General features: G+C 66.1%; 18 protein-coding genes. 12 read left to right on the top strand and 6 right to left on the bottom strand.

The window, feature by feature from the left end; genetic code table 11:
• Positions 1-17: 17 nt before the first annotated feature.
• Together LDO14_RS13865 and LDO14_RS13860 are read right to left on the bottom strand one after the other, a co-directional pair.
• Entirely contained in the window at positions 18-521 is a 504-nt protein-coding gene (locus tag LDO14_RS13865; protein WP_026265760.1) for an Lrp/AsnC family transcriptional regulator, read from the bottom strand.
• A gap of 138 nt (positions 522-659) precedes the next feature.
• The gene (locus tag LDO14_RS13860) at positions 660-1898 is read right to left on the bottom strand and encodes an MFS transporter (protein WP_018769241.1); all 1239 of its coding nucleotides are present in this window, start codon (positions 1896-1898) and stop codon (positions 660-662) included.
• A gap of 119 nt (positions 1899-2017) precedes the next feature.
• Here LDO14_RS13860 and LDO14_RS13855 point away from each other — a divergent pair, with 119 nt between their 5' ends.
• The gene (locus tag LDO14_RS13855; protein WP_018769242.1) at positions 2018-2992 is read left to right on the top strand and encodes a LysR family transcriptional regulator; all 975 of its coding nucleotides are present in this window, start codon (positions 2018-2020) and stop codon (positions 2990-2992) included.
• Positions 2993-3088: 96 nt separating this feature from the next.
• Entirely contained in the window at positions 3089-4039 is a 951-nt protein-coding gene (locus tag LDO14_RS13850) for a BadF/BadG/BcrA/BcrD ATPase family protein (protein ID WP_056394132.1), read from the top strand.
• Positions 4040-4091: 52 nt separating this feature from the next.
• Here LDO14_RS13850 and LDO14_RS13845 read toward each other — a convergent pair whose 3' ends face one another.
• Positions 4092-5108, bottom strand: coding sequence for a pirin family protein (locus LDO14_RS13845; protein WP_018769244.1), 1017 nt, complete (start codon positions 5106-5108; stop codon positions 4092-4094).
• Between the two features lie 205 nt (positions 5109-5313).
• Between LDO14_RS13845 and LDO14_RS13840 the strand changes: the two genes are divergently transcribed.
• The 6 genes from LDO14_RS13840 (at position 5314) to LDO14_RS13815 (ending at position 11098) form a co-directional block, all read left to right on the top strand.
• A complete protein-coding gene (locus tag LDO14_RS13840) occupies positions 5314-6414 on the top strand; it encodes an ATP-binding cassette domain-containing protein (RefSeq protein ID WP_134163749.1) in 1101 nt (366 codons plus the stop codon).
• Positions 6414-7127 carry an ABC transporter permease gene (locus LDO14_RS13835; RefSeq protein WP_223992188.1) on the top strand — a complete coding sequence of 238 codons (714 nt, stop codon included), beginning with the start codon at positions 6414-6416 and terminating at the stop codon, positions 7125-7127. The genes LDO14_RS13840 and LDO14_RS13835 overlap by 1 nt, the downstream gene beginning before the upstream one ends.
• On the top strand, positions 7124-7870 hold the full coding sequence (locus LDO14_RS13830) for an ABC transporter permease (RefSeq protein ID WP_134163750.1): 747 nt from the start codon (positions 7124-7126) through the stop codon (positions 7868-7870). Before LDO14_RS13835 ends, LDO14_RS13830 begins: the two co-directional genes overlap by 4 nt.
• Positions 7867-8829 carry an ABC transporter substrate-binding protein gene (locus LDO14_RS13825; protein ID WP_056394123.1) on the top strand — a complete coding sequence of 321 codons (963 nt, stop codon included), beginning with the start codon at positions 7867-7869 and terminating at the stop codon, positions 8827-8829. Before LDO14_RS13830 ends, LDO14_RS13825 begins: the two co-directional genes overlap by 4 nt.
• A gap of 143 nt (positions 8830-8972) precedes the next feature.
• On the top strand, positions 8973-10193 hold the full coding sequence (locus tag LDO14_RS13820) for a pyridoxal phosphate-dependent aminotransferase (protein ID WP_134163751.1): 1221 nt from the start codon (positions 8973-8975) through the stop codon (positions 10191-10193).
• A 50-nt stretch (positions 10194-10243) separates the two neighbouring features.
• Positions 10244-11098 (top strand): polyphosphate kinase 2 family protein, encoded by an 855-nt coding sequence (locus LDO14_RS13815; protein WP_134163752.1) that lies wholly within the window; start codon positions 10244-10246, stop codon positions 11096-11098.
• Between the two features lie 65 nt (positions 11099-11163).
• Here the strand turns inward: LDO14_RS13815 and LDO14_RS13810 are convergent, their stop codons facing one another.
• A complete protein-coding gene (locus LDO14_RS13810; protein WP_018769251.1) occupies positions 11164-11382 on the bottom strand; it encodes an exodeoxyribonuclease VII small subunit in 219 nt (72 codons plus the stop codon).
• Positions 11379-12734 carry an exodeoxyribonuclease VII large subunit gene (xseA, locus tag LDO14_RS13805; protein WP_056394115.1) on the bottom strand — a complete coding sequence of 452 codons (1356 nt, stop codon included), beginning with the start codon at positions 12732-12734 and terminating at the stop codon, positions 11379-11381. The genes LDO14_RS13810 and xseA overlap by 4 nt, the downstream gene beginning before the upstream one ends.
• A 164-nt stretch (positions 12735-12898) precedes the next feature.
• On the opposite strand from xseA, the gene LDO14_RS13800 reads away from it, so the two are divergent.
• On the top strand, positions 12899-13750 hold the full coding sequence (locus LDO14_RS13800; RefSeq protein WP_018769253.1) for a hypothetical protein: 852 nt from the start codon (positions 12899-12901) through the stop codon (positions 13748-13750).
• A gap of 9 nt (positions 13751-13759) precedes the next feature.
• Positions 13760-14839, top strand: a complete 1080-nt coding sequence (locus LDO14_RS13795) for a 4-hydroxy-3-methylbut-2-enyl diphosphate reductase (RefSeq protein ID WP_026265762.1) — start codon at positions 13760-13762, stop codon at positions 14837-14839.
• A 98-nt stretch (positions 14840-14937) separates the two neighbouring features.
• On the opposite strand, the gene LDO14_RS13790 is transcribed toward LDO14_RS13795, so the two are convergent.
• Positions 14938-16167: a DNA recombination protein RmuC gene (locus tag LDO14_RS13790; protein WP_018769255.1), complete on the bottom strand. Its 1230-nt coding sequence runs from the start codon at positions 16165-16167 to the stop codon at positions 14938-14940.
• Between the two features lie 90 nt (positions 16168-16257).
• Between LDO14_RS13790 and ychF the strand changes: the two genes are divergently transcribed.
• Entirely contained in the window at positions 16258-17343 is a 1086-nt protein-coding gene (ychF, locus tag LDO14_RS13785) for a redox-regulated ATPase YchF (RefSeq protein ID WP_223992185.1), read from the top strand.
• 85 nt (positions 17344-17428) lie between these two features.
• Positions 17429-19183: an ABC transporter family substrate-binding protein gene (locus LDO14_RS13780; protein ID WP_223992182.1), complete on the top strand. Its 1755-nt coding sequence runs from the start codon at positions 17429-17431 to the stop codon at positions 19181-19183.
• Positions 19184-19383 lie beyond the last annotated feature (200 nt).

The raw sequence follows: 19383 nt of genomic DNA, 5'->3' as shown, positions 1-19383 counted from the left end.
GTGGATCTACAGCGGCGCTAGTCCGGAAGCGGGCCGTGGTTGCCCTGGATGTGTTCAAAGACCAGCGTGGTTTCGGTGTGGCCCACCACGGGATCGGTAGCCAAATTGTCCAGGACCCAGTCCCGCAGGTCTTCGGTGCTTCCGACGGCGATGTGCAGCAGGTAGTCCACCGAACCTGAGGTGTGGAAGGTCGACAGCACGGCGGGCAGGTGCGGCACGCGCGCAGTGAAACGGTCGATCTGGTCCCGGTCGTGGGCACGGAGCCGTACGGCCACCAGGGCCTGCACCGACCGGCCGATGGCCGACAGGCTCAGCTTCGCCTCGTAGCCCTGCACAATCCCGCGCTCCGAGAGGGCGCGGGTGCGCATCAAGGCGGTCGACGGCGCAATACCCACCATTTCGGCGAGCTGCTTGTTGGAAATCCTGGCGTCTGCCACGAGGGCCGCAAGGAGGCGCTCGTCAATGGCATCCAGCGGCTCCAGGTGCGCCCCGGGCCTGGTGTTCCTGGCATTCGTACTCACGGCGGTTCCTTCCACACGGTCCTTAGTTCATCCTAGACCGCAGAATCTCCACCATCGGCTCCACAGGCACGCGTCCTGCCGAACATCCGCTCTATCCTCGAAGCTGCTGGAGCGTGTTAATTCGAGTGCGGCACCGAGTCAGGCAGCGGCCGTTTCCGCGCGGGAATGGACGACGGCGACAGTTGCGGCAGTGAGGCACGCCAGGGCGATCACGGCTCCAGCCAGTGCGTTCCAGCCCCAGGCCTGGAAGACCAGGCCACCTGCCCAGCCCAGGAGGCTGGAGCCCAGGTAGTAGGCCAGGTTGTAAAGGGACGCTGCCTGCGCGCGGCCGGTGCTGGCGATGGCGCCCGTCCAGCCGGAGCCGATGCTGTGGGCTGCGAAGAAGCCGCCCGTGAACACCACCAGCCCGCACAGGATCAGCACCAGGGACGGGGTGAGGGTCAGGGCAAGGCCGCCAACAGCCAGGCCAAGTCCGCCCAGCAGCACGTTCCGGCGCCCGTATTTCGAGGTCATCCCCGCTGCCCAGCGGGAGGAGAAGGTGCCGGACAGATAGGCCAGGAAGATCAGGCTGATCACGGTGGCCGGCAGCCCGAACGGGGCGCCCGACAACCGGAACCCCAGATAGTTGTAGACGGCCACGAACCCGCCCATCATCAGGAAGGCCTGGGCATACAGGGCCAGCAGCCGGATGTTCCTAAGGTGGCCCCCGAGCGTCCGGACGGCGCTCCGGAGTCCGGCGGCCCGGGCAGGAACAAAACCCCTGGCCCGGGGCACCAGGACAAGGAAGGCGACGGCGGCAATCGTCGCCAGCACGGAAACTGCCAGGGCTGCCGACCGCCACCCCCAGAGTTCGCCGACAGGGCCGGCCACGAGCCGCCCTGAAAGTCCCCCCAGGGTGGTCCCGGCAACATAGCTTCCGGCGGCAAGCGCGGCGTGCGCTTTGCTGACCTCCTCGTTGAGGTAGGCAATGGCGATGGCGGGGATTCCGCCCAGCGCCATCCCCTCCAACAGCCGGAGGACCAGCAGCATGCCGAAGCTGGCGGACAGGGGCACCAGCAGTCCCAGCACCGTGGCCGCCGTGATGCCCCACATCATCGCCTTCACCCGGCCGATCCGGTCCGCCAGGAAGGACCAGGGGATCACGGTTGCGGCCAAACCCACGGTGGCCAGGGAAATGGTGAGGGCAGCCTCGGCGGCAGTGACGCGCAGATCGGCCGCCAGGAGGGGCAGGACCGCCTGGGTGGAGTAAAGCTGCGCGAACGTTGCAACCCCTGCGCATGACAGACCGGCCAGGATCCGCCCGTAGGCCCTGGACCCTTTGGGATGGCCGTTCCACGGAGGGGAAGCCGCCGTGCCGGAGCTCGCTTTCTGTGGCATCAAGCAAGCGTAGTCCCCGGGCAATGAATGCTTCCAATGCATATTTTATGCCAAACTGATAGCAATATCGGATTGCTTCCCGGTTTCGGGAAAGCTCGGGAACCGGCAAGGGAGCAGCCATGGAACCGGACCGGAAACAATTGGCCCAACTTCTGCCCCTCATGCCGGTACTCGCCGAGCTGGGACGGACCGAACACGTCACGGAGACGGCCGAACTCCTCGGATTACCCCAATCGACGGTGAGCAGGGCAGTGGCAAGGGCCAGCGCCGCCGTCGGCACCGAACTCCTGGTCCGGGACGGCCGCGGTGTCCGCCTGACGCCCGCAGCCCGCACCCTGCTGCCCTACATCGAGCAGGCGCTCGCGGAGTTCCAGGCCGGCCTGGACCTGGTCCGGAACGAGTCCGAACTGGTCAGGGGCACCGTGTCCCTGTCTTTCCAGCACACCTTCGGCGAGGCTACCCTGCCCCTGCTGATCAGCGCCTTCCGTGCCCGGCATCCCGGGACCGGGTTCCGGCTCAGCCAGGGCGCCCGGAGCGCATGCCTTGAAGAGCTGTCATCCGGGGAAGCGGACCTGGCCCTCACCGCTCCCGTGGCGCCGGCGGGCAAAACCCTCGATTCGGCCCCGCTGTACCGGGAACCGCTCCGGCTGGTGGTGCATCACGCCCATCCCCTGGCCAGGCAGCGGATGGCCCGGCTGGCCGATATCCGGACGGAACCGTTCGTGGCGCTGGGAACCGGATACGGGCTGCGTTCGCTGACGGACGCCCTGTTCCGCGAGGCGGGATACCGGCCGCGGATCGCCTTCGAGAGCCAGGATTCACACACGGTCCGCGGACTGGTCTCGGCAGGCCTGGGCGTCAGCATCCTGCCGCCCGGCGGCGACGCCCCCGGCAGGACGCTGCGCCCGGAAACCGGAGACCTCGGCTGGGTGGAGGTGCCGCTGGACTCGGAGCTGGCCTTCCGGGAAGTCGGAGTGAGCTGGCGGCGCCGGAAACCCGAAACCGAACCCGTTCCCGCCAGGCTCTTCCGCGAGCTGGTGGTGGCCCAGGGGCCACGCTTGTTGGCCGGGCTGGTCACCAGGGCGGGCCGCTGACCCGGGGAACCGGATGACGACGGCGGGTGGCGGCCGCGCCTCCGCGGAAGGCAGGCGCGGCGCCCCAAAGCCAGGCCACGCAAGTACCCTTGTGACGTGACGAACACCCAGAACCCCTCCACCAGTCCCGACCAGCACGCCACGGACTCGCCAGGCAACCCACTGCACGGCGTCACGATCGGCCTGGACATCGGCGGCACCAAGACACACGGCATCCGCTTTGAAGACGGAGTGCCCGTCGCGGACGATGCGGCGGGGAGCTCCAACGTCCAGAACGTCAGCCGCGACCAGGCAGCACGGAACCTGGCGGAGCTTTTCGCCAGGATCGGTGGCGGCCGCGTGGACCGGGTGTACGCAGGGTCCGGCGGAATCGATACCGACGAGGACGCCGCCGCCCTGGCGGCCCTGATCCAGCCACTCGTCCCGGAGGCCCGCATCACCGTTGTCCACGACTCCCGCCTGCTGCTGGCCGCGGGCCGTGCCAGTACGGGAGTTGCGGTCATTGCAGGTACCGGCTCGGCTGCCTGGGGACGCAACGCCGACGGCGGCGAGGCCCGGGCGGGCGGATGGGGCTACCTGCTGGGGGATGAGGGCAGCGGTTACTGGCTGGGCAGGGAAGCGGTCCGGCACAGCCTGCGCAGGATGAACCAGGGCCTGCCGATTGACCAGCTCACGGCATCCCTCCTGGCATCCTGCGGCCTGGACCACCCCAACAAGCTGATTGCGCTGTTCCATTCCCCGGACACGGGACGGCGCTTTTGGGCCCAGCAGGCCAGGCATGTCGTGGAAGCGGCCGCTGCCGGGCACCAGGACAGTGCAGCCCTGCTGGAGCAGGCCGGCCGCGACCTTGCCGCCTTGGCCGGGCAGGTGCTGGGCCAGCTGAAAATTGAAGGTCCGGTGATCCTGGGCGGCGGCCTGGGCATGAACGTGGCACCGCTGCAGGAGTCATTCCGCCGGAACCTCGAAGCAGGCGGCATCACTGACGTGAGGGTCCTGGACCAGGAACCGGTGTTCGGCGTCCTGCAACTCCTGGCCGAACCGGCCTGACGGCCGACAGGAACCAAACCGCGCTTGCCCGTCAGCGGGCCAGGCGGCGCGCTTAGTCGACGGCGCGCTTACGGGGCGTCAACCGCACGCCGGGCAGCGGGGGAGCGGGAATGCGGCCGGCCTCCGCCCCGGCCTCCGGACCGTGGCCTGGCACCAGTCCATACCTGGCCGCAGCCGTTTCGGCATCCGGCAGCCCGGCCTGCGCTTCCCAGTCCTCCCGGGCCTGCTCCACTTCGTCGTGGGTGCGGCCCACAAAGTTCCACCACATCAGCAGTTCTTCACCGAACGGCTCACCGCCAATCAGCAGGAACCGCGTGCCGGGGCGGGCCTCCATCCGGAGTTCGCTTCGGCCGGTGCCCAAGTAGCCCAGCGGCCCCGCCGGCAGGTCCTGCCCGTCCACCGCCAGGCCGCCGTCGAGCACCAGGATGCCGTGCTCAAAGGCGGGGTCCAGTGGCAGTACCGCGTCCCCTTCGCAGGAAACGTCCGCGCCAACGATCGGCGAAAACATCGTCGCGGGGGACACGACGCCCGCAAACCCACCCACCATGACGGTGGCGGTGAAGCCGTGGCCGGCGACGCGCGGCAGTTCCCGGTGCTGTTCGAACGCCGGCTCCCGGTTTCTCTCCCCGTCGGGAAGGGCCACCCAGAGCTGCAGGCCCCGCTGCAGCGGCAACTCCCCGCCGTCTGGAAGCACGGCGAATTCAGAGTGCGAGACCCCGTGCCCCGCCGTCATGATATTCAGCTCCCCGGGGCGCACTACCACGTCGCTGCCAACGCTGTCCCGGTGTCGGATGTGCCCAGCCAGCGGCCACGTCACCGTCTGCAGCCCGATATGGGGATGGGGGAGGACAGACATGGCGGTACGGTCCGGCCCGAAGCTGTCCAGGAAGCACCACGCGCCGATGGTGGGCAGTCCGCGCTGGGGCAGGGTGCGCTTGACGTTCATGGCGCGCACCCCGCCCAGGGGCACCTCACGTTCGGGCCACAGCTGCAGGCACGGGCCCGACGTGCCTCCGGCAGGTGCGGGCGGACAAACTTCCTGCTGGGGTGAAACTTCCAAGTTGGTCACGCCTCCACTTTAGGCCCGCCCGGCTTCGGCTACCCATCCACGCCAAGCGGGGTACCGAATGATTACAGTAGGGATTCCTTTGCGGGGATTAGGGCCTCATCTGCTGAAGCCGGCCCCCGTTTGGGTTACCGTAACTATCAGCGTGCTGATGGCAATGTCGCGGTGCTGACAACAGCCCGTCCAAGAGAACAGGTAAGTCCGCACCATGGACCAGGCGATGATCGAGTTCCAGAGCGTTACCAAGCAGTACCCGGGCGGCCAGCCGGCGGTGGACGGGCTGTCCATGTCCATTGCCAAAGGCACTGTGACGGTCTTCGTGGGTCCTTCCGGCTGCGGTAAAACAACATCGCTCAGGATGATCAACCGCATGGTGGAACCCACGTCAGGGACCATCACCGTGGACGGCCGGGATGTCACCACGGTGCCGGCGGCCGAACTGCGCCGCTCCATGGGCTACGTCATGCAGTCGGCAGGGTTGCTGCCGCACCGCTCGGTCCTCGACAACATCGCCACCGTTCCACGGCTGAACGGCGTCTCCAAAGCTGACGCCCGGAAGCGCGCAGAGGAGCTCCTGGACGTGGTGGGCCTGGCGCACTCCCTGGGCAAGCGGTACCCGTCCCAGCTGTCCGGCGGCCAGCAGCAGCGCGTTGGCGTTGCACGCGCGCTCGCCGCAGATCCGCCTGTTCTCCTCATGGATGAGCCGTTCAGCGCCGTGGACCCCGTTGTCCGGGACGAACTCCAGCAGGAACTGCTGCGCCTCCAGAAGGACCTGGCCAAGACCATCGTGTTCGTAACCCACGACATCGACGAGGCCACCATCCTGGGCGACAAGGTCGCCGTCTTTGCCACCGGCGGCAAGCTGGCCCAGTACGCCACCCCGGAGGAAATCCTGCGGGCGCCGGCCAACAACTTCGTCGCATCCTTCGTGGGGCGGGACCGCGGCTTCCGCCACCTGGGCTTCACGCCGTCCGACGGCGTGGCCATCCATCCCGTGCCCACGATCGTCCGCTCTCCGGACGGATATGAGTCTGATGCCAGTGCTGCCGGTGGCTGGCAGTTGGTGGTGGATGCGGACAAACATCCCCTGGGATGGTCGGCACCAGGGACCGAGACCGAGCTCGTTCCGGGTGGGTCGCTGTTCCGTCCGGGAGAGAGCCTGCGGCGGGCCCTTGACGCGGCCCTGTCGTCCCCGTCGGGCCTCGGTGTCGCCGTTGATACCGATGGCACGGTATTGGGCGTGGTCCGCGGCGGTGAGGTCCTGGCGCTGATCGAAGAGGCGCGCCAGTTGCGGCAGGCTGCCCTCTGATGGAATGGTTCCTGGCCAACACCGGCATGATCCTGGAACGCGGCGGCCAGCACCTGGTGCTGGCACTCGTTCCCATGGCCCTGGGCCTGCTGATTTCCATTCCGCTGGCGCAGTTGGCACGGCAGAACAGTGCACTCCGCTCCGTGGTCCTGACGGCTTCCTCTCTCCTGTACACCATCCCCTCGCTGGCGCTGTTCATCATCCTGCCCACCATCCTGGGCACCCGGATCCTGGATCCCCTCAACGTGGTGGTGGCCCTGACCATCTATGCCGTGGCACTGCTGGTGCGCGCCGCCCTGGATGCCTTCGATTCCGTGGACGCAGACGTCAGCCAGGCCGCGCAGGCCATGGGCTTCAAGCCGCTGGCCCGGTTCCTGCAGGTGGACCTGCCGCTCTCCCTGCCGGTCCTGTTCGCCGGGCTGCGGGTGGTGTCCGTCAGCAACATCTCGCTGGTGAGCGTCGCCGCCCTGCTGGGTGTCGGCAACCTGGGCATGCTCTTCACCGATGGCCTCCAGCGCGACTTCGTCACCGAGGTGGTGGTGGGGATCGTCGCCATCCTGATCCTCGCGCTGCTGATGGATGCCGTCCTCGTCCTGCTGGAACGCATCCTCACTCCGTGGGAACGGGCAGGAACGCGGCGGGGCCGCAGGGATGAAGGCGGCACTGCGGCCGCCGCTGCGGAGCGCGCCACCCTGGCGGGAGAAGCAGCGTGAGCAACGTCTTTTCAGATACCTTCGCCTGGCTTTCCGACCCCCTGCACTGGTCCGGAAGCATGGGCATCCCCGCCCGGATGTTGGAGCATCTGCAGTACACCGGACTCGTCATGCTGATCGCCACTGCCATCGCCGTTCCCGTCGGGCTGTTTGTCGGCCACACGGGAAGGGGACGGGTGGCAGTCGTCGCCCTGGCCGGAGCCCTGCGCGCGCTGCCCACCCTGGGCCTGCTCATCCTGTTCGTTCTGCTGGCCGGCATCGGGCTGATGCCTCCCATCTGGGCGCTGGTGATCCTCACCGTGCCCCCGCTGCTGGCCGGGACGTATGCCGGCATCTCCAGCGTGGACCGGAATGTGGTGGACGCGGCCCGGGCCATGGGAATGACTGAACTGCAGGTCCTGTTCCGGGCCGAGCTGCCCAACGCACTCACCGTCATGTTCGGCGGTTTCCGGACCGGCGTGCTGCAGGTGATCGCCACCGTCTCCGTCGTTGCCTACATCAACCTAGGTGGCCTGGGCCGCTATCTCTTCGACGGCCTTGTCCTTAGTGACTTCCCCCAGATGCTGGGAGGTTCCCTCCTCATCGCGGCGCTGGCGATCGCCGTCGACCTTGTCCTGTCCCTGTTCCAGAGGCTGTTCCTGACCCAAGGGGCCTCGAAGCTGTCCTACCGCAGCCATGAGGCTGCGGTTGATCTCACAGACCCCGTTGTTGCGGAGACTGTTGTTCAAGGAGGTAAGTCATGAAAGATAGCCGTCCCCAGCGCCTCGGAAGGCGGGCGTTCAGCGGTTTGGCCGCCGGGCTTGGCCTGGCAGTGGCATTGTCCGCCTGCGGGGGGTCGTCCGATCCGCTGAAGAACCCGCCGGCCACCAGCGGCAGTGCATCGGGCGGGGCGACCTCCCTCGTGGTGGGTTCAGCCGACTTCCCGGAGAGCCAGATCATCGCCGAGCTGTATGCCGGTGCATTGAACGCCAACGGCATCACCGCCACCACCAAGCCGAACATCGGCTCCCGCGAGGTCTACTTCAAGGCCGTCCAGGACGGCTCGGTGGACGTGGTGCCGGACTACAGCGGCAACCTGCTGCTGTACGTGGACAAGGAAGCCAAGGAGGTCTCCGCCGGTGACATCGCCAAGGCACTGCCCGGCAAGCTGCCGGACGGACTCGGCGTGCTGGACGTGTCCAAGGCCGAGGACAAGGACGCCATGGTGGTCACCAAGGCAACGGCGGAGAAGTACCAGTTGAAGTCCATCGAGGACCTGGCCAAGGTCTGCAGCGAGATCGTAGTGGGGGCTCCGGCCACGTTCGCCGAGCGCGCGTACGGCCTGCCCGGACTGAAGAAGAATTACAACTGCGTCCCCAAGAAGCTGGAGCCCTTCAGCGACGGCGGCGGCCCGGTGACGCTCAAGGCGCTGCTGGAGAACCAGGTGCAGGTGGCCGACATCTACACCACCACGCCGTCCATCGCGGACAACGACCTGGTGGTGCTGGAGGACCCGAAGAACAACTTCATCGCCCAGCAGGTCCTGCCGCTGTACAACAAGGCCAAGATGACAGACAAGGCCAAGCAGGCGCTCAACTCCGTGTCCAGCACGCTCACGACGGATGACCTGATCAACCTCAACCGGGCAGTCAGCGGCAGCCAGAAGCAGGACGCCAAGGCGGCAGCGACCGCCTGGCTGAAGGACAAGGGCATCGTCAAGTAAATCGGTTCCCTGTCCGCACGGGCAGGGTACGGACTGGTGATTAACGACGGCGGCTGCCGGACCTGCGGGGGCCCGGCAGCCGCCGTCGGCCGTGTGGTGGACGTCTCAACGGGGATGCATCCTTCCTGTGGCATATTTGAGGGATGGCAGAATTCAGGCAGTCCACGAAGCTCAACAACGTCCTCTATGACATCCGTGGACCGATCCTGCAGGCCGCCCAGCAGATGGAGGCGGAGGGCCATCGAATCCTCAAACTGAACATCGGCAACCCGGCGCCGTTTGGCTTCGAGGCGCCGGACGCCATCCTGGTGGACATGATCCGCCACCTGCCCCATGCCCAGGGCTACAGCGACTCCCGCGGCATCTTTTCGGCACGCACCGCCGTCTCGCAGTACTACCAGACCCGCGGGATCCAGAATATCCACGTGGATGACATCTACCTGGGCAACGGTGTCAGCGAGCTCATCACCATGTCCCTCATGGCCCTTCTTGACGACGGCGATGAAGTGCTCATCCCCACGCCGGACTACCCGTTGTGGACCGCGTCCGTGGCGCTGGCCAGCGGCAGGCCGGTGCATTACCTCTGCGACGAGGAATCCGGCTGGCAGCCCGACCTTGACGACCTGGAAGCGAAGATCACGCCGCGCACCAAGGGCATCGTGGTCATCAACCCGAACAACCCCACGGGCGCCGTCTACCCGGAAGAGACGCTGAAGAAAATCGTCGCCCTCGCCGAGAAGCACGGCCTGGTGATTTTTGCCGACGAGATCTACGAAAAGATCCTGTACGAGGACGCCGTCCATGTGAACCTCGCCAAACTGACCGGTGACGACGTCCTGTGCCTGACGTTCAGCGGGTTGTCCAAGGCGTACCGCGTCTGCGGCTACCGGGCCGGCTGGATGGCCATCTCCGGGCCCAAGAAGGATGCCGCCGACTACCTCGAAGGCATCAACCTCCTGGCCAATATGCGCCTGTGCGCCAACGTCCCGGCCCAGCACGCCATCCAGACGGCGCTGGGCGGCTACCAGAGCATCAACGACCTGATCCTCCCCGGTGGCCGCCTGCTGGAGCAGCGCAACAAGGCATACGACATGCTGAACGCCATCCCGGGCGTCAGCACGCAGCAGGCCCGGGGTGCCCTTTACCTCTTTCCCCGGCTCGACCCGGAGGTCTACCACATCCGGGACGACGAAAAGTTTGTCCTTGACCTCCTGAAGGAACAGAAGATCCTGGTGTCCCACGGCCGTGCCTTCAACTGGGTGCGCCCCGACCATTTCCGGATGGTGACGCTGCCCAACGTCAAGGACATTGAAGAGGCCATCGGCCGGATGGGGGACTTCCTAACCAGGTACCAGGGGAACTAGCCTGTGCTCACGGGCCCACCGGTCCGTGCAACCTTGCGGAAAGGACTCCCATGGCCCGCGTCGTCGGCTTCGACCAGCATCCTGCTGAAACCCTTCGGTCCGGGGAGGGGTTTTCCCTTGCCGCAGTGGACCCGGACTCGACCCCCGGGTACAGCGGCAACAAGGCTGACGGCCGGCTGCTGCTGGCGGAGATGGACGACGAACTTTCCGGGTTGCAGGAAAAGCTCTTTGCCGAATCCCGGTTCGGGGGGACCAAGCGGATCCTGTTGATCCTGCAGGCCATGGACACCGCCGGCAAGGGCGGAATCGTCAGCCATGTCATGGCGGCGATGAACCCTCAGGGCGTCCAGTTCAAGGCATTCAAGGCGCCCACCGACGAGGAGAAGTCCTACGACTTCCTGTGGCGGATCGAAAAGGAAGTGCCGGCGGCCGGAATGGTGGGTGTGTTCGACCGCTCCCACTACGAGGACGTTCTCATCCATCGCGTCCACGGATGGGCCACCCCGGACGAGATCAAGCGGCGCTACGTGGCCATTAATGAGTTTGAAACACGGCTGGCCGACTCGGGGACGAAGATCATCAAGGTGATGCTCCACATCAGCAGTGCGGAGCAAAAGGAGAGGCTGCTGGCCCGGCTGGATGATCCTTCCAAGCACTGGAAGTACAGCAGGGGAGACCTGGACGAGCGGGCCCACTGGGAGGACTACATGGCCGCATACCAGGCGGCCATCGACGAAACGAGTACGCCCAACGCGCCATGGCATGTTGTTCCGGCCAACAAGAAGTGGTTCGCCCGGATCGCGGTCCAGCAGCTGCTGCTCGGCGCCTTGTCCGGCCTGAAGCTGGAGTGGCCCAAGGCCGAGTTCGACGTAGCTGCCGAGCGGGAGCTGGTGGCCCGTTCCTGAGGGCCGGCCCTGGCCGTGGTCATGCTTCAGCTTCCCTGTTTGGTTTTCCCCGCTTCCGGGTTTGCCTAAAGCGGCTGGTCCCGGGCTGCAGCCAGCCGCTTCCGGGCGCCCTCCAGCCACTCCTCGCAGCGTACCGCCAGCGCCTCACCTCGTTCCCACAGGGCCAGGGACTCCTCCAGGCTTGCCCCTCCTGCCTCCAGCCTGCCCACCACTGCTATGAGCTGCTCCCGCGCTTCCTCGTAGCTCAGGGCTGCGACGTCGGACTCAGGTTTCTGTTCGGTCATGACTTCTCTTCCAATTCCTGGTGGTGGTCGGGGTTTCCTGATTGTGACCCGCCGGCCCCGGTGGACATGGTGCCGGTAGACGTGGCTCCGAAGCGCCCCTCTGCCACGCGGATGGACAGGGCGGCCCCCGCCGGCGCTTCGGCAGGACGGCGGACAACGGCGTGGCCGGCCTGGGCGATCCGGGCGGCCTGGTCGCCTGCCAGTTCGACGACGGCGTACCCCCGGTCAAGCGTCTTTTGGGGCGAGAGGGCCCGGACCTGGGCTTTCAGGTGTTCAAGCTGGTCCGCTGCCCGCACCACGGTGGAGCTCACGGCCGCAGAGGACCGCCGCAGCAGCCGCTCGATTTCCTCGGCCCGGACGGAGACCATTCCTTCGGGTGCCGCCATGACGGGCCGGGAATGCAGGGCCGCCAGCCGGTCCGACTCCCGGTCCACCAGCCGGTCCATGCACCGCCGCAGTTGTTCCCGCGCCTGGCGCACGCCGGCGAGTTCTTCCGAGACTTCGGGAACGATCCGCTTGGCGGCGTCGGTGGGGGTGGAAGCCCGGAGGTCTGCAACATCATCCAGCAGCGGCCGGTCGGCCTCATGCCCGATGGCACTCACCACGGGCGTGGCGGCGGCAGCCACTGCCCGGACCAGTTCCTCGCTGTTGAACGGCAAGAGGTCTTCCAGCGCCCCGCCGCCCCGGGCGATGACAATGACGTCCACCTCAGGCCGGGCGTCCAGTTCCCGCAGGGCGCGGACCACCTGGGCCACGGCGGTATTCCCCTGGACAGCAACCTCGCGGATCTCAAACTCCACCGCCGGCCACCGCAGGGCTGCGTTGCGCAGGATGTCCTTCTTGGCGTCCGAATCCCGCCCGGTGATCAGGCCGATGCGGTGAGGCAGCAGGGGCAGCGGTTTCTTCCGTGAGTCGGCAAACAAGCCCTCAGCCGCCAACGCCTGGCGCAGCCGCTCGATCCTGGCCAGCAAGTCGCCCAATCCCACGGGCCGAATGTCCCGCACCAGCATGTTGAGCCTGCCCGTCTTCAACCAGAACTCCGGTTTCAGCAGGGCCACCACCCGTGAACCGCGCTCCAGCGGCAGATTCTGCCGTTCCAGCACCTTGGTCCACACCGACGCGGGAAGGGACACCTCTGCGTCCACGTCGCGAAGCGTGAGGTAGGCGTTGGTGCCGCGGCGGTTCAGCTCGATGACCTGGCCTTCCACCCATGCCGACGGGGTGCGGTCGATATGCGCCTTAAGCTTCTGCGACAACAGCTGCAGCGGCCAGGGGTTGTCCGGGCTGGTTTCCGCCGCTGTGGCCGGCAGGGTAGTGGGCGCCGCACCCGGAAGGGAGGCCTGGTCAGACATGCGGACGCCGTTGGGAGGCTGCTGGTGCTGCGGGCATGCGGTCCTTCATCTGTTGTGGGCGGTCAATCAACCTTATCCATAAGGTGTAGCACCGGGCACTGACAGGGACGGCCCTTCCACCCTGCCTAGGATGGGGTAAGGCCCCCAACCCCGAAGGACCTGTTGTGCGCACTTTTGTCTCTGCCATCGCCACCGTGCTGGGCATCCTCCTGGCCGCCGTTGCGGTTCCCGCCATGTGGGTGGACCGGAACATTGTCCAGGAAGACGGGTTTGTCCGCCTTGCAGCTCCACTCGGCAAGGACTCAGACTTCCAAAGGAAACTCGCTGCGGCGGCGGTGGGAACGATCGATACCGGATCTGTCCCCGGTTTCCTGTCCGGGCTGGTCCAGCCGATGCTCGAGAAGGCGGCGGAGTCCCTGACCGGGCTTCCCGGCTATCCGGCGGCGTGGGAGGAGACGCTCCGCCGGAGCCACCGCCTAAGTTTCGCCGACCCGGCGGCCAGTCCGCAGGGCGGTGCCTCGGCATCCTCGTTAACCCTCGACGTCGCCCCGTTGGTTGCCCTCGGCTCGGAGGAGATCTCCCGCACCACCCGGCTTCCCCTCGACCCTCCGGAGCAAACGCTGATCAATGTCGGCCAGCCCGTTCAGCGGCAATGGACCGAGCGGCTGGCCACGTACGCACCCATGGGCTACATCCTGGCCATCGGTTCAGCCATAGCGTTCCTGCTGGCTCTCGTCGCGGCACGGCGCCGCTGGACAGTGCTGCTGGCAGCCGGACTCGGCGGACTGGCCCTTGCAGGGGCGTGGGGCTTGGCCTTACAGCTGGGTTCGGCCCGTGCCCAGGCCACGGACACCGGCAATGCGGTGGCCAACATGTTCCGTGACGAGTTCCTGGCCGCCGCAGGCACCGATTTCCAGACGTGGATCGCAGCGGCCACGGTGACAGGTGGCGTTCTTATGGCAGCAGGCGTTGTGACGTTGTTCGCATCCCGGAAACGGGCGCGGGCCAGCCGGTAGCATGGAGGGATGACCACCTCGGCTGTACCCCTCTCGATGCCAACCATTCCACGCAGGCGCCGCTCGCCTGAGGACGTAGCAGCGGCAGCCCCCGTGAACGGCACCAAGAAGGTGCTGTTGGCTGCCCCCCGTGGCTACTGTGCAGGCGTTGACCGGGCCGTGATCGCCGTCGAAAAGGCACTGGAACACTACGGGCCGCCCGTGTATGTCCGCAAGCAGATCGTCCACAACGTCCACGTGGTCAGCTCCCTGGAGGAAAAGGGCGCCATCTTCGTGGAGGAGACGGACGAAGTGCCCGAAGGCGCGCTGGTGATTTTCTCCGCCCACGGCGTTTCCCCCGCAGTGGTCGAATCCGCCGAAGAGCGCGGCCTGCGCACCATTGATGCCACGTGTCCGCTGGTTACCAAAGTGCACAAGGAAGCCGTCCGCTTCGCCAAGGACGATTTCGACATCCTCCTGATCGGCCACGACGGGCATGAGGAAGTGGAAGGCACCTCCGGTGAAGCGCCGGAACACATCCAGATCATCAACGGTCCCCATGAAGTGGACAAGGTAACTGTCCGTGACCCCGAGAAGGTCATCTGGCTCTCGCAGACCACGCTGAGCGTCGACGAGACCATGGAGACCGTCCGGCTGCTCAAGGAGCGGTTCCCCACCCTGCAGGACCCGCCCAGCGATGACATTTGCTACGCCACCACCAACCGCCAGGTCGCCATCAAGAAGATCGCACCCAAGGCGGACCTGGTGATCGTGGTGGGCTCGGCCAACTCGTCGAACTCCGTCCGCCTGGTGGAGGTGGCACTTGAGTACGGCGCCAAAGCCTCCTACCGGGTGGACTTCGCCAACGAGGTTGACGAAGCCTGGTTCGAGGGCGTCGCTACCGTGGGCGTCACATCCGGGGCTTCGGTTCCGGAAGTCCTGGTCCAGGACGTCCTCAGGCTCCTGGCAGACTATGGCTACGGCGCGGTGGAGGAAGTGGTCACGGCAGAGGAAGACCTCCTGTTCTCGCTGCCCAAGGAACTCCGCGCAACCCTGAAGCAGGCCGGCGACGTCAGCCGCGCCCTTGGCGGACGCCGGCCCCGCAGCTGAGTCCCCTGCATTATCAGCAGCCGGACGCCAACCAGACGTAAAAGACGGGCCGGGCAGTCACACGACTGCCCGGCCCGTCCTGCATCCGCGGCCCGTTGTCAGGCGGCTTCGCCGTCGCCCTGGAGTTCGGGTGCCACCAGCGAGCGCGGCGTCACCTCCACAACAGGAGGTGTCACCAGGCCGGACTCCTCGAGCGTGTTGAGCTTCCGGGCAGTGGGCAGCACCCTGGCTTCCAGGGTGCCCACCATGGCGTTGTAACGGTCCACCGAAGACTTGAGGGAAGAGCCCAGTTTGGTGACGTTTTCACCCAGGGTGCCCATCCGGTCGTACAGCTGCCGCGCGAGCTCGAACAACTCACGTGCACTGTCCGTCAGGACGTCCTGGCGCCACGTGAATGCCACCGACTTCAGCACGGCCAGCAGGGTGCTCGGCGACGCAAGGACCACGTTGCGGGACAACGCGTAATCCAGGAGCCCGGCGTCGGCAGTCAGAGCCGCCGCCAGGATGGATTCGGCCGGAATGAAACAGACCACCAGTTCCGGAGAGTTTCCCGGGATGTCCCAGTATTTCTTGGTGCCCAATGCGTCAACGTGCGCCCTCAGGGCCTTGGCATGCGCCGCCAGCAGCGCCTGCCGGTTCCGCCCATCACTTACCGACTGGAGTCCGGAGGGCTGGCCGGCGCGCGGATCCACCGCACCCAGTTCCTGTGCCTCAAGGTAGGACGACAACGGGACTTTGGCATCCACCACCAGCTGCTTGTCGCCCGGCAACTGCACCACCAGGTCCGGGCGGACAGCCGAGTCCTGGCCGGCGCTGTGCACCTGTTCCACAAAGTCCACGTGGCGCAGCATCCCCGCGGCCTCCACTACACGCCGCAGCTGCACCTCGCCCCACTGGCCCCTGGCGCTGTTGGAACGCAGGGCCGATTCCAGGGCATGCGTGGACCGGATGAGCTGTTCATCGGAAAGCCTTGCCTCCTGCAGCTGCTGCGCCAGTTGGCCGTACTGTTCCACCCGGTCCCGCTCCAGCAGCGCCACCTGCTGCTGGACAGCGGACAGCTTCTCCGCCACCGGGGCCAGGGCGCGCAGGACACTGCCGTCCTGCGTCCTGGCCTCGCCCAGCTCACGGTTCTGCACCGCCAAAAGCCGCCGCTCGGCGTCGGCCGCTGCCAGCTGCGCCGTGACCTCCGAAAGGCGGGACGACACCTGGTCAAAGTCCGCCTCCAAGGCATGCGAGTTCCTGCGCAGGGAGAAATAAGTGGCCGCGGCGCCGGCAAGCGCACCAAGCAGCAGCATGAGAAGGGCCAGAATCAAGGCAAAAGCATCCATGGCTTCACTGTTGCACGGGCCTCTGACAATCAAAGGCAATGACATTCCCCGGTAGGGGCTGCCGGGGCCGGACGGGTAGAATCAATGCTCGTGGCTCTAACTATTGGCATCGTCGGACTGCCCAACGTCGGCAAATCAACCCTCTTCAACGCGCTCACCCGCAACCAGGTCCTGGCCGCGAACTACCCGTTCGCCACCATTGAACCGAACGTCGGTGTAGTGAACCTCCCGGACCCCAGGCTCCAGAAGCTCGCCGGGATCTTCGGCTCGCAGCGTGTCCTGCCTGCCGCCGTGTCCTTCGTCGACATCGCAGGCATCGTCAAGGGTGCGTCGGAGGGGGAGGGGCTGGGCAACCAGTTCCTGGCCAACATCCGCGAGGCTGAAGCCATCGCCGAGGTTGTCCGGGTCTTCGATGACCCCGACGTGGTGCACGTCGACGGCAAGGTGGATCCCCGCTCGGACATGGAAACCATCAACACCGAGCTGATCCTCGCCGACCTGCAGACCATCGAAAAGGCCATCCCGCGGATCGAAAAGGAAGTCAAGATCAAGAAGCGGGAGGCCGCCGAGCTTGCGGCCATCAAGGCCGCGCAAGCGGTCCTGGAACGGGGTGACACCATCTACTCCTCCATCAAGAGCGACAAGCTGGAGATGGAGCACCTCAAGGAGCTGGGGCTGCTGACGGCCAAACCCTTCATCTACGTTTTCAATGCGGATGAAGCCATCCTGGGCAGCCCGGAAAAGCAGGAGGAGCTGCGCGCCATGGTGGCCCCCGCGGACTGCATCTTCCTTGACGCAAAGCTCGAAGCAGACCTCGTGGAACTCGACGAGGAAGAGGCCCGCGAGATGCTCGAGATGAACGGCCAGGACGAATCCGGCCTGGACCAGCTGGCGCGCGTCGGCTTCCACACCCTGGGGCTGCAAACGTACCTCACTGCCGGGCCCAAGGAAGCGCGGGCCTGGACCATCCGGCAGGGGGACACGGCACCGCAGGCCGCCGGCGTCATCCACTCCGACTTCCAGCGCGGATTCATCAAAGCCGAGGTGGTCTCCTTCAGCGACCTCGTGGAGGCCGGCTCCATGGCTGAAGCAAAGTCCCGCGGGAAGGTCCGCATCGAAGGCAAGGAATACGTCATGGCCGACGGCGACGTGGTGGAGTTCCGCTTCAACGTCTGACCGGCCGGACGGCTTATCCTGAGTCTGTAGGGCGTGATCGTGGCGACCCCGTCCCCTCCGGAGAGGGAAAACACAAGGAGGCGGCATGCCGGTCCGGCGTCTGATGCAGTTGCTCATCGCCGTGTTGGCGGCTGCCCTGGTTCTTTCAGGCTGCTCAGGCACCAGTGCCCCCTCGGTGGTGGTGGGGGAGGCGAAGCGCGGCGGCAGCGTCACCGTGGCAGAAGTCAATGCGTTCTCCTCGTTCAACCCCTACAGCGCCGGCGGCAATACCGACATCAACTCCAAGATCGGTGCCATTACGCACTCCGGCTTCTACTACCTGGACGACAGCTCCAAAGTGGTCCGCAATGACAAGTTCGGGCACTTCGAGAAGGTCTCGGACCAGCCGCTCAAGGTGAAGTACACGGTCAACGAGGGCGTGAAGTGGTCAGACGGGGCCCCGATCGGCGCGGCAGACCTCCTGCTGGCCTGGGCTGCAGGATCGGGGTATTTCGACGACGTCGATCCTGTTGCCGGGAAGGGCACCAAATACTTTTCCGTCGCCTCGGACACCACGGGCCTGGCGGGCACCCTGTTCCCCGACATCGGTTCGGACGGACGGTCCATCACCATTGAGTACGCCGCGCCCTACGCTGACTGGGAAGTGGCGTTCGACGTCGGACTCCCAGCCCACGTCGTTGCTGCAAAAAGTGGACTCAACGACGAAAAAGACCTGGTCAATCTCCTCAAGGACACGCCGCGGGGCAACCCGGAAAAGCCGGCCTCCAACCCGGCCCTCAAGAAGGTCAGTGACTTCTGGAACACCGGGTTCGACGCGAAATCCATTCCCGATGACCCCGCGCTGTACCTCTCCAGCGGCCCCTACATTGTCCGCGACATCGTGCCGGGTGTCTCCATGAAACTGGTCCGGAACCGGGACTACGTGTGGGGCGCCGAACCCTGGCTCGATGAAATCAACGTCAGGTTCACAGGGGCCGTGCCGGCAGCAGTCGACGCCCTGCGCAGCGCCCAGGCAGACATCATCTCGCCCCAGCCTTCGGCCTCAACGGACAGCCTCCTCAGCGGACTCTCCAGCCAGGGCATCACCGTTCAACGCTACAAGCAGTCCGGCTATGACCACCTTGATTTGAACTTCACCGGGACGTTCTCCGACAAGGATGTCAGGGAGGCCTTCCTGAAGACTGTGCCGCGGCAGGCGATCGTGGATGCGGTGGTGGGAACCCAGGACACCAAGCCGCTGGATTCGCAGGTGTTCCTCCCCGGCCAGCCGAAGTACGACGACACCGTGAAGAACAACGGGTCCGCCGACTACGCCAAGGTGGACATCGATGGTGCAAAGAAGCTCCTGAAGGGCGCCTCTCCCAGCATCCGCATCCTCTACAACCGCGACAACCCGAACCGGGCCAGGGCATTCGGCTTGATCCGCGATTCAGCCGCGCTGGCGGGATTCAAGGTGGTCGACGGCGGACTGGCAAGCGCCGACTGGCCCGCGGCGTTGAGCCGGGGCGGCTTTGAGGCCGCCCTCTCAGGGTGGATCGGGACCGAGGGAGGCGTCAGCAGGGTGCCACAGGTTTTCCGCACCGGGGCAGGCAGCAACTTCACGGGATATTCCGACGGCGACGCGGACAAGATCATGGAACAACTCGCCGCCACGACGGATCTCGGCAAACAGGACGAGCTCCTGGCCGAGATCGACAAGCACGTCTGGGAGGACGCCTACGGGCTGCCCCTCTACCAAACCCTCGGCACAACTGCCTTCAACTCCAGGGTGGCCGGCGTGAAGACCAGTCCCGGCCCCCTCGGTGTGTGGTGGAACGTATGGGACTGGCGTCTGTCCTGACGCAGCCGCGTTTCCTTTAGGTCTTCCGGCCCTTGCGGGGAGCCGCGCCAGCCGATTCGCCGTCTGGCTTACTGGCGAGTAGCATGTGACGTGCCTAACTATCCACTGTGGCCTGGGGCATTTGACTGCGCCGGTCACGGTTTGGCAACGGAGTACCAGTATCTGGACTTTGTGCGGTTAGGCTAACCCGTATATGTAGG

Source organism: Arthrobacter sp. NicSoilB11 (assembly GCF_019977375.1).
Taxonomy (GTDB): domain Bacteria; phylum Actinomycetota; class Actinomycetes; order Actinomycetales; family Micrococcaceae; genus Arthrobacter.
The sequence above is the reverse complement of the archived record's forward strand: the minus strand, read 5'-3'. Positions and strand labels throughout refer to the sequence as shown.

Bases quoted from the DNA above. Each gene is read 5' to 3' on its own strand.
- LDO14_RS13780 (WP_223992182.1), top strand. From the start codon at position 17,429: ATGCCGGTCCGGCGTCTGATGCAGTTGCTCATCGCCGTGTTGGCGGCT.
- xseA (WP_056394115.1), bottom strand. From the start codon at position 12,734: ATGTCTGACCAGGCCTCCCTTCCGGGTGCGGCGCCCACTACCCTGCCG.
- LDO14_RS13790 (WP_018769255.1), bottom strand. From the start codon at position 16,167: ATGGATGCTTTTGCCTTGATTCTGGCCCTTCTCATGCTGCTGCTTGGT.
- LDO14_RS13835 (WP_223992188.1), top strand. From the start codon at position 6,414: ATGGAATGGTTCCTGGCCAACACCGGCATGATCCTGGAACGCGGCGGC.
- LDO14_RS13855 (WP_018769242.1), top strand. From the start codon at position 2,018: ATGGAACCGGACCGGAAACAATTGGCCCAACTTCTGCCCCTCATGCCG.
- LDO14_RS13810 (WP_018769251.1), bottom strand. From the start codon at position 11,382: ATGACCGAACAGAAACCTGAGTCCGACGTCGCAGCCCTGAGCTACGAG.
- LDO14_RS13815 (WP_134163752.1), top strand. From the start codon at position 10,244: ATGGCCCGCGTCGTCGGCTTCGACCAGCATCCTGCTGAAACCCTTCGG.
- LDO14_RS13820 (WP_134163751.1), top strand. From the start codon at position 8,973: ATGGCAGAATTCAGGCAGTCCACGAAGCTCAACAACGTCCTCTATGAC.
- LDO14_RS13825 (WP_056394123.1), top strand. From the start codon at position 7,867: ATGAAAGATAGCCGTCCCCAGCGCCTCGGAAGGCGGGCGTTCAGCGGT.
- LDO14_RS13840 (WP_134163749.1), top strand. From the start codon at position 5,314: ATGGACCAGGCGATGATCGAGTTCCAGAGCGTTACCAAGCAGTACCCG.
- LDO14_RS13795 (WP_026265762.1), top strand. From the start codon at position 13,760: ATGACCACCTCGGCTGTACCCCTCTCGATGCCAACCATTCCACGCAGG.
- LDO14_RS13860 (WP_018769241.1), bottom strand. From the start codon at position 1,898: ATGCCACAGAAAGCGAGCTCCGGCACGGCGGCTTCCCCTCCGTGGAAC.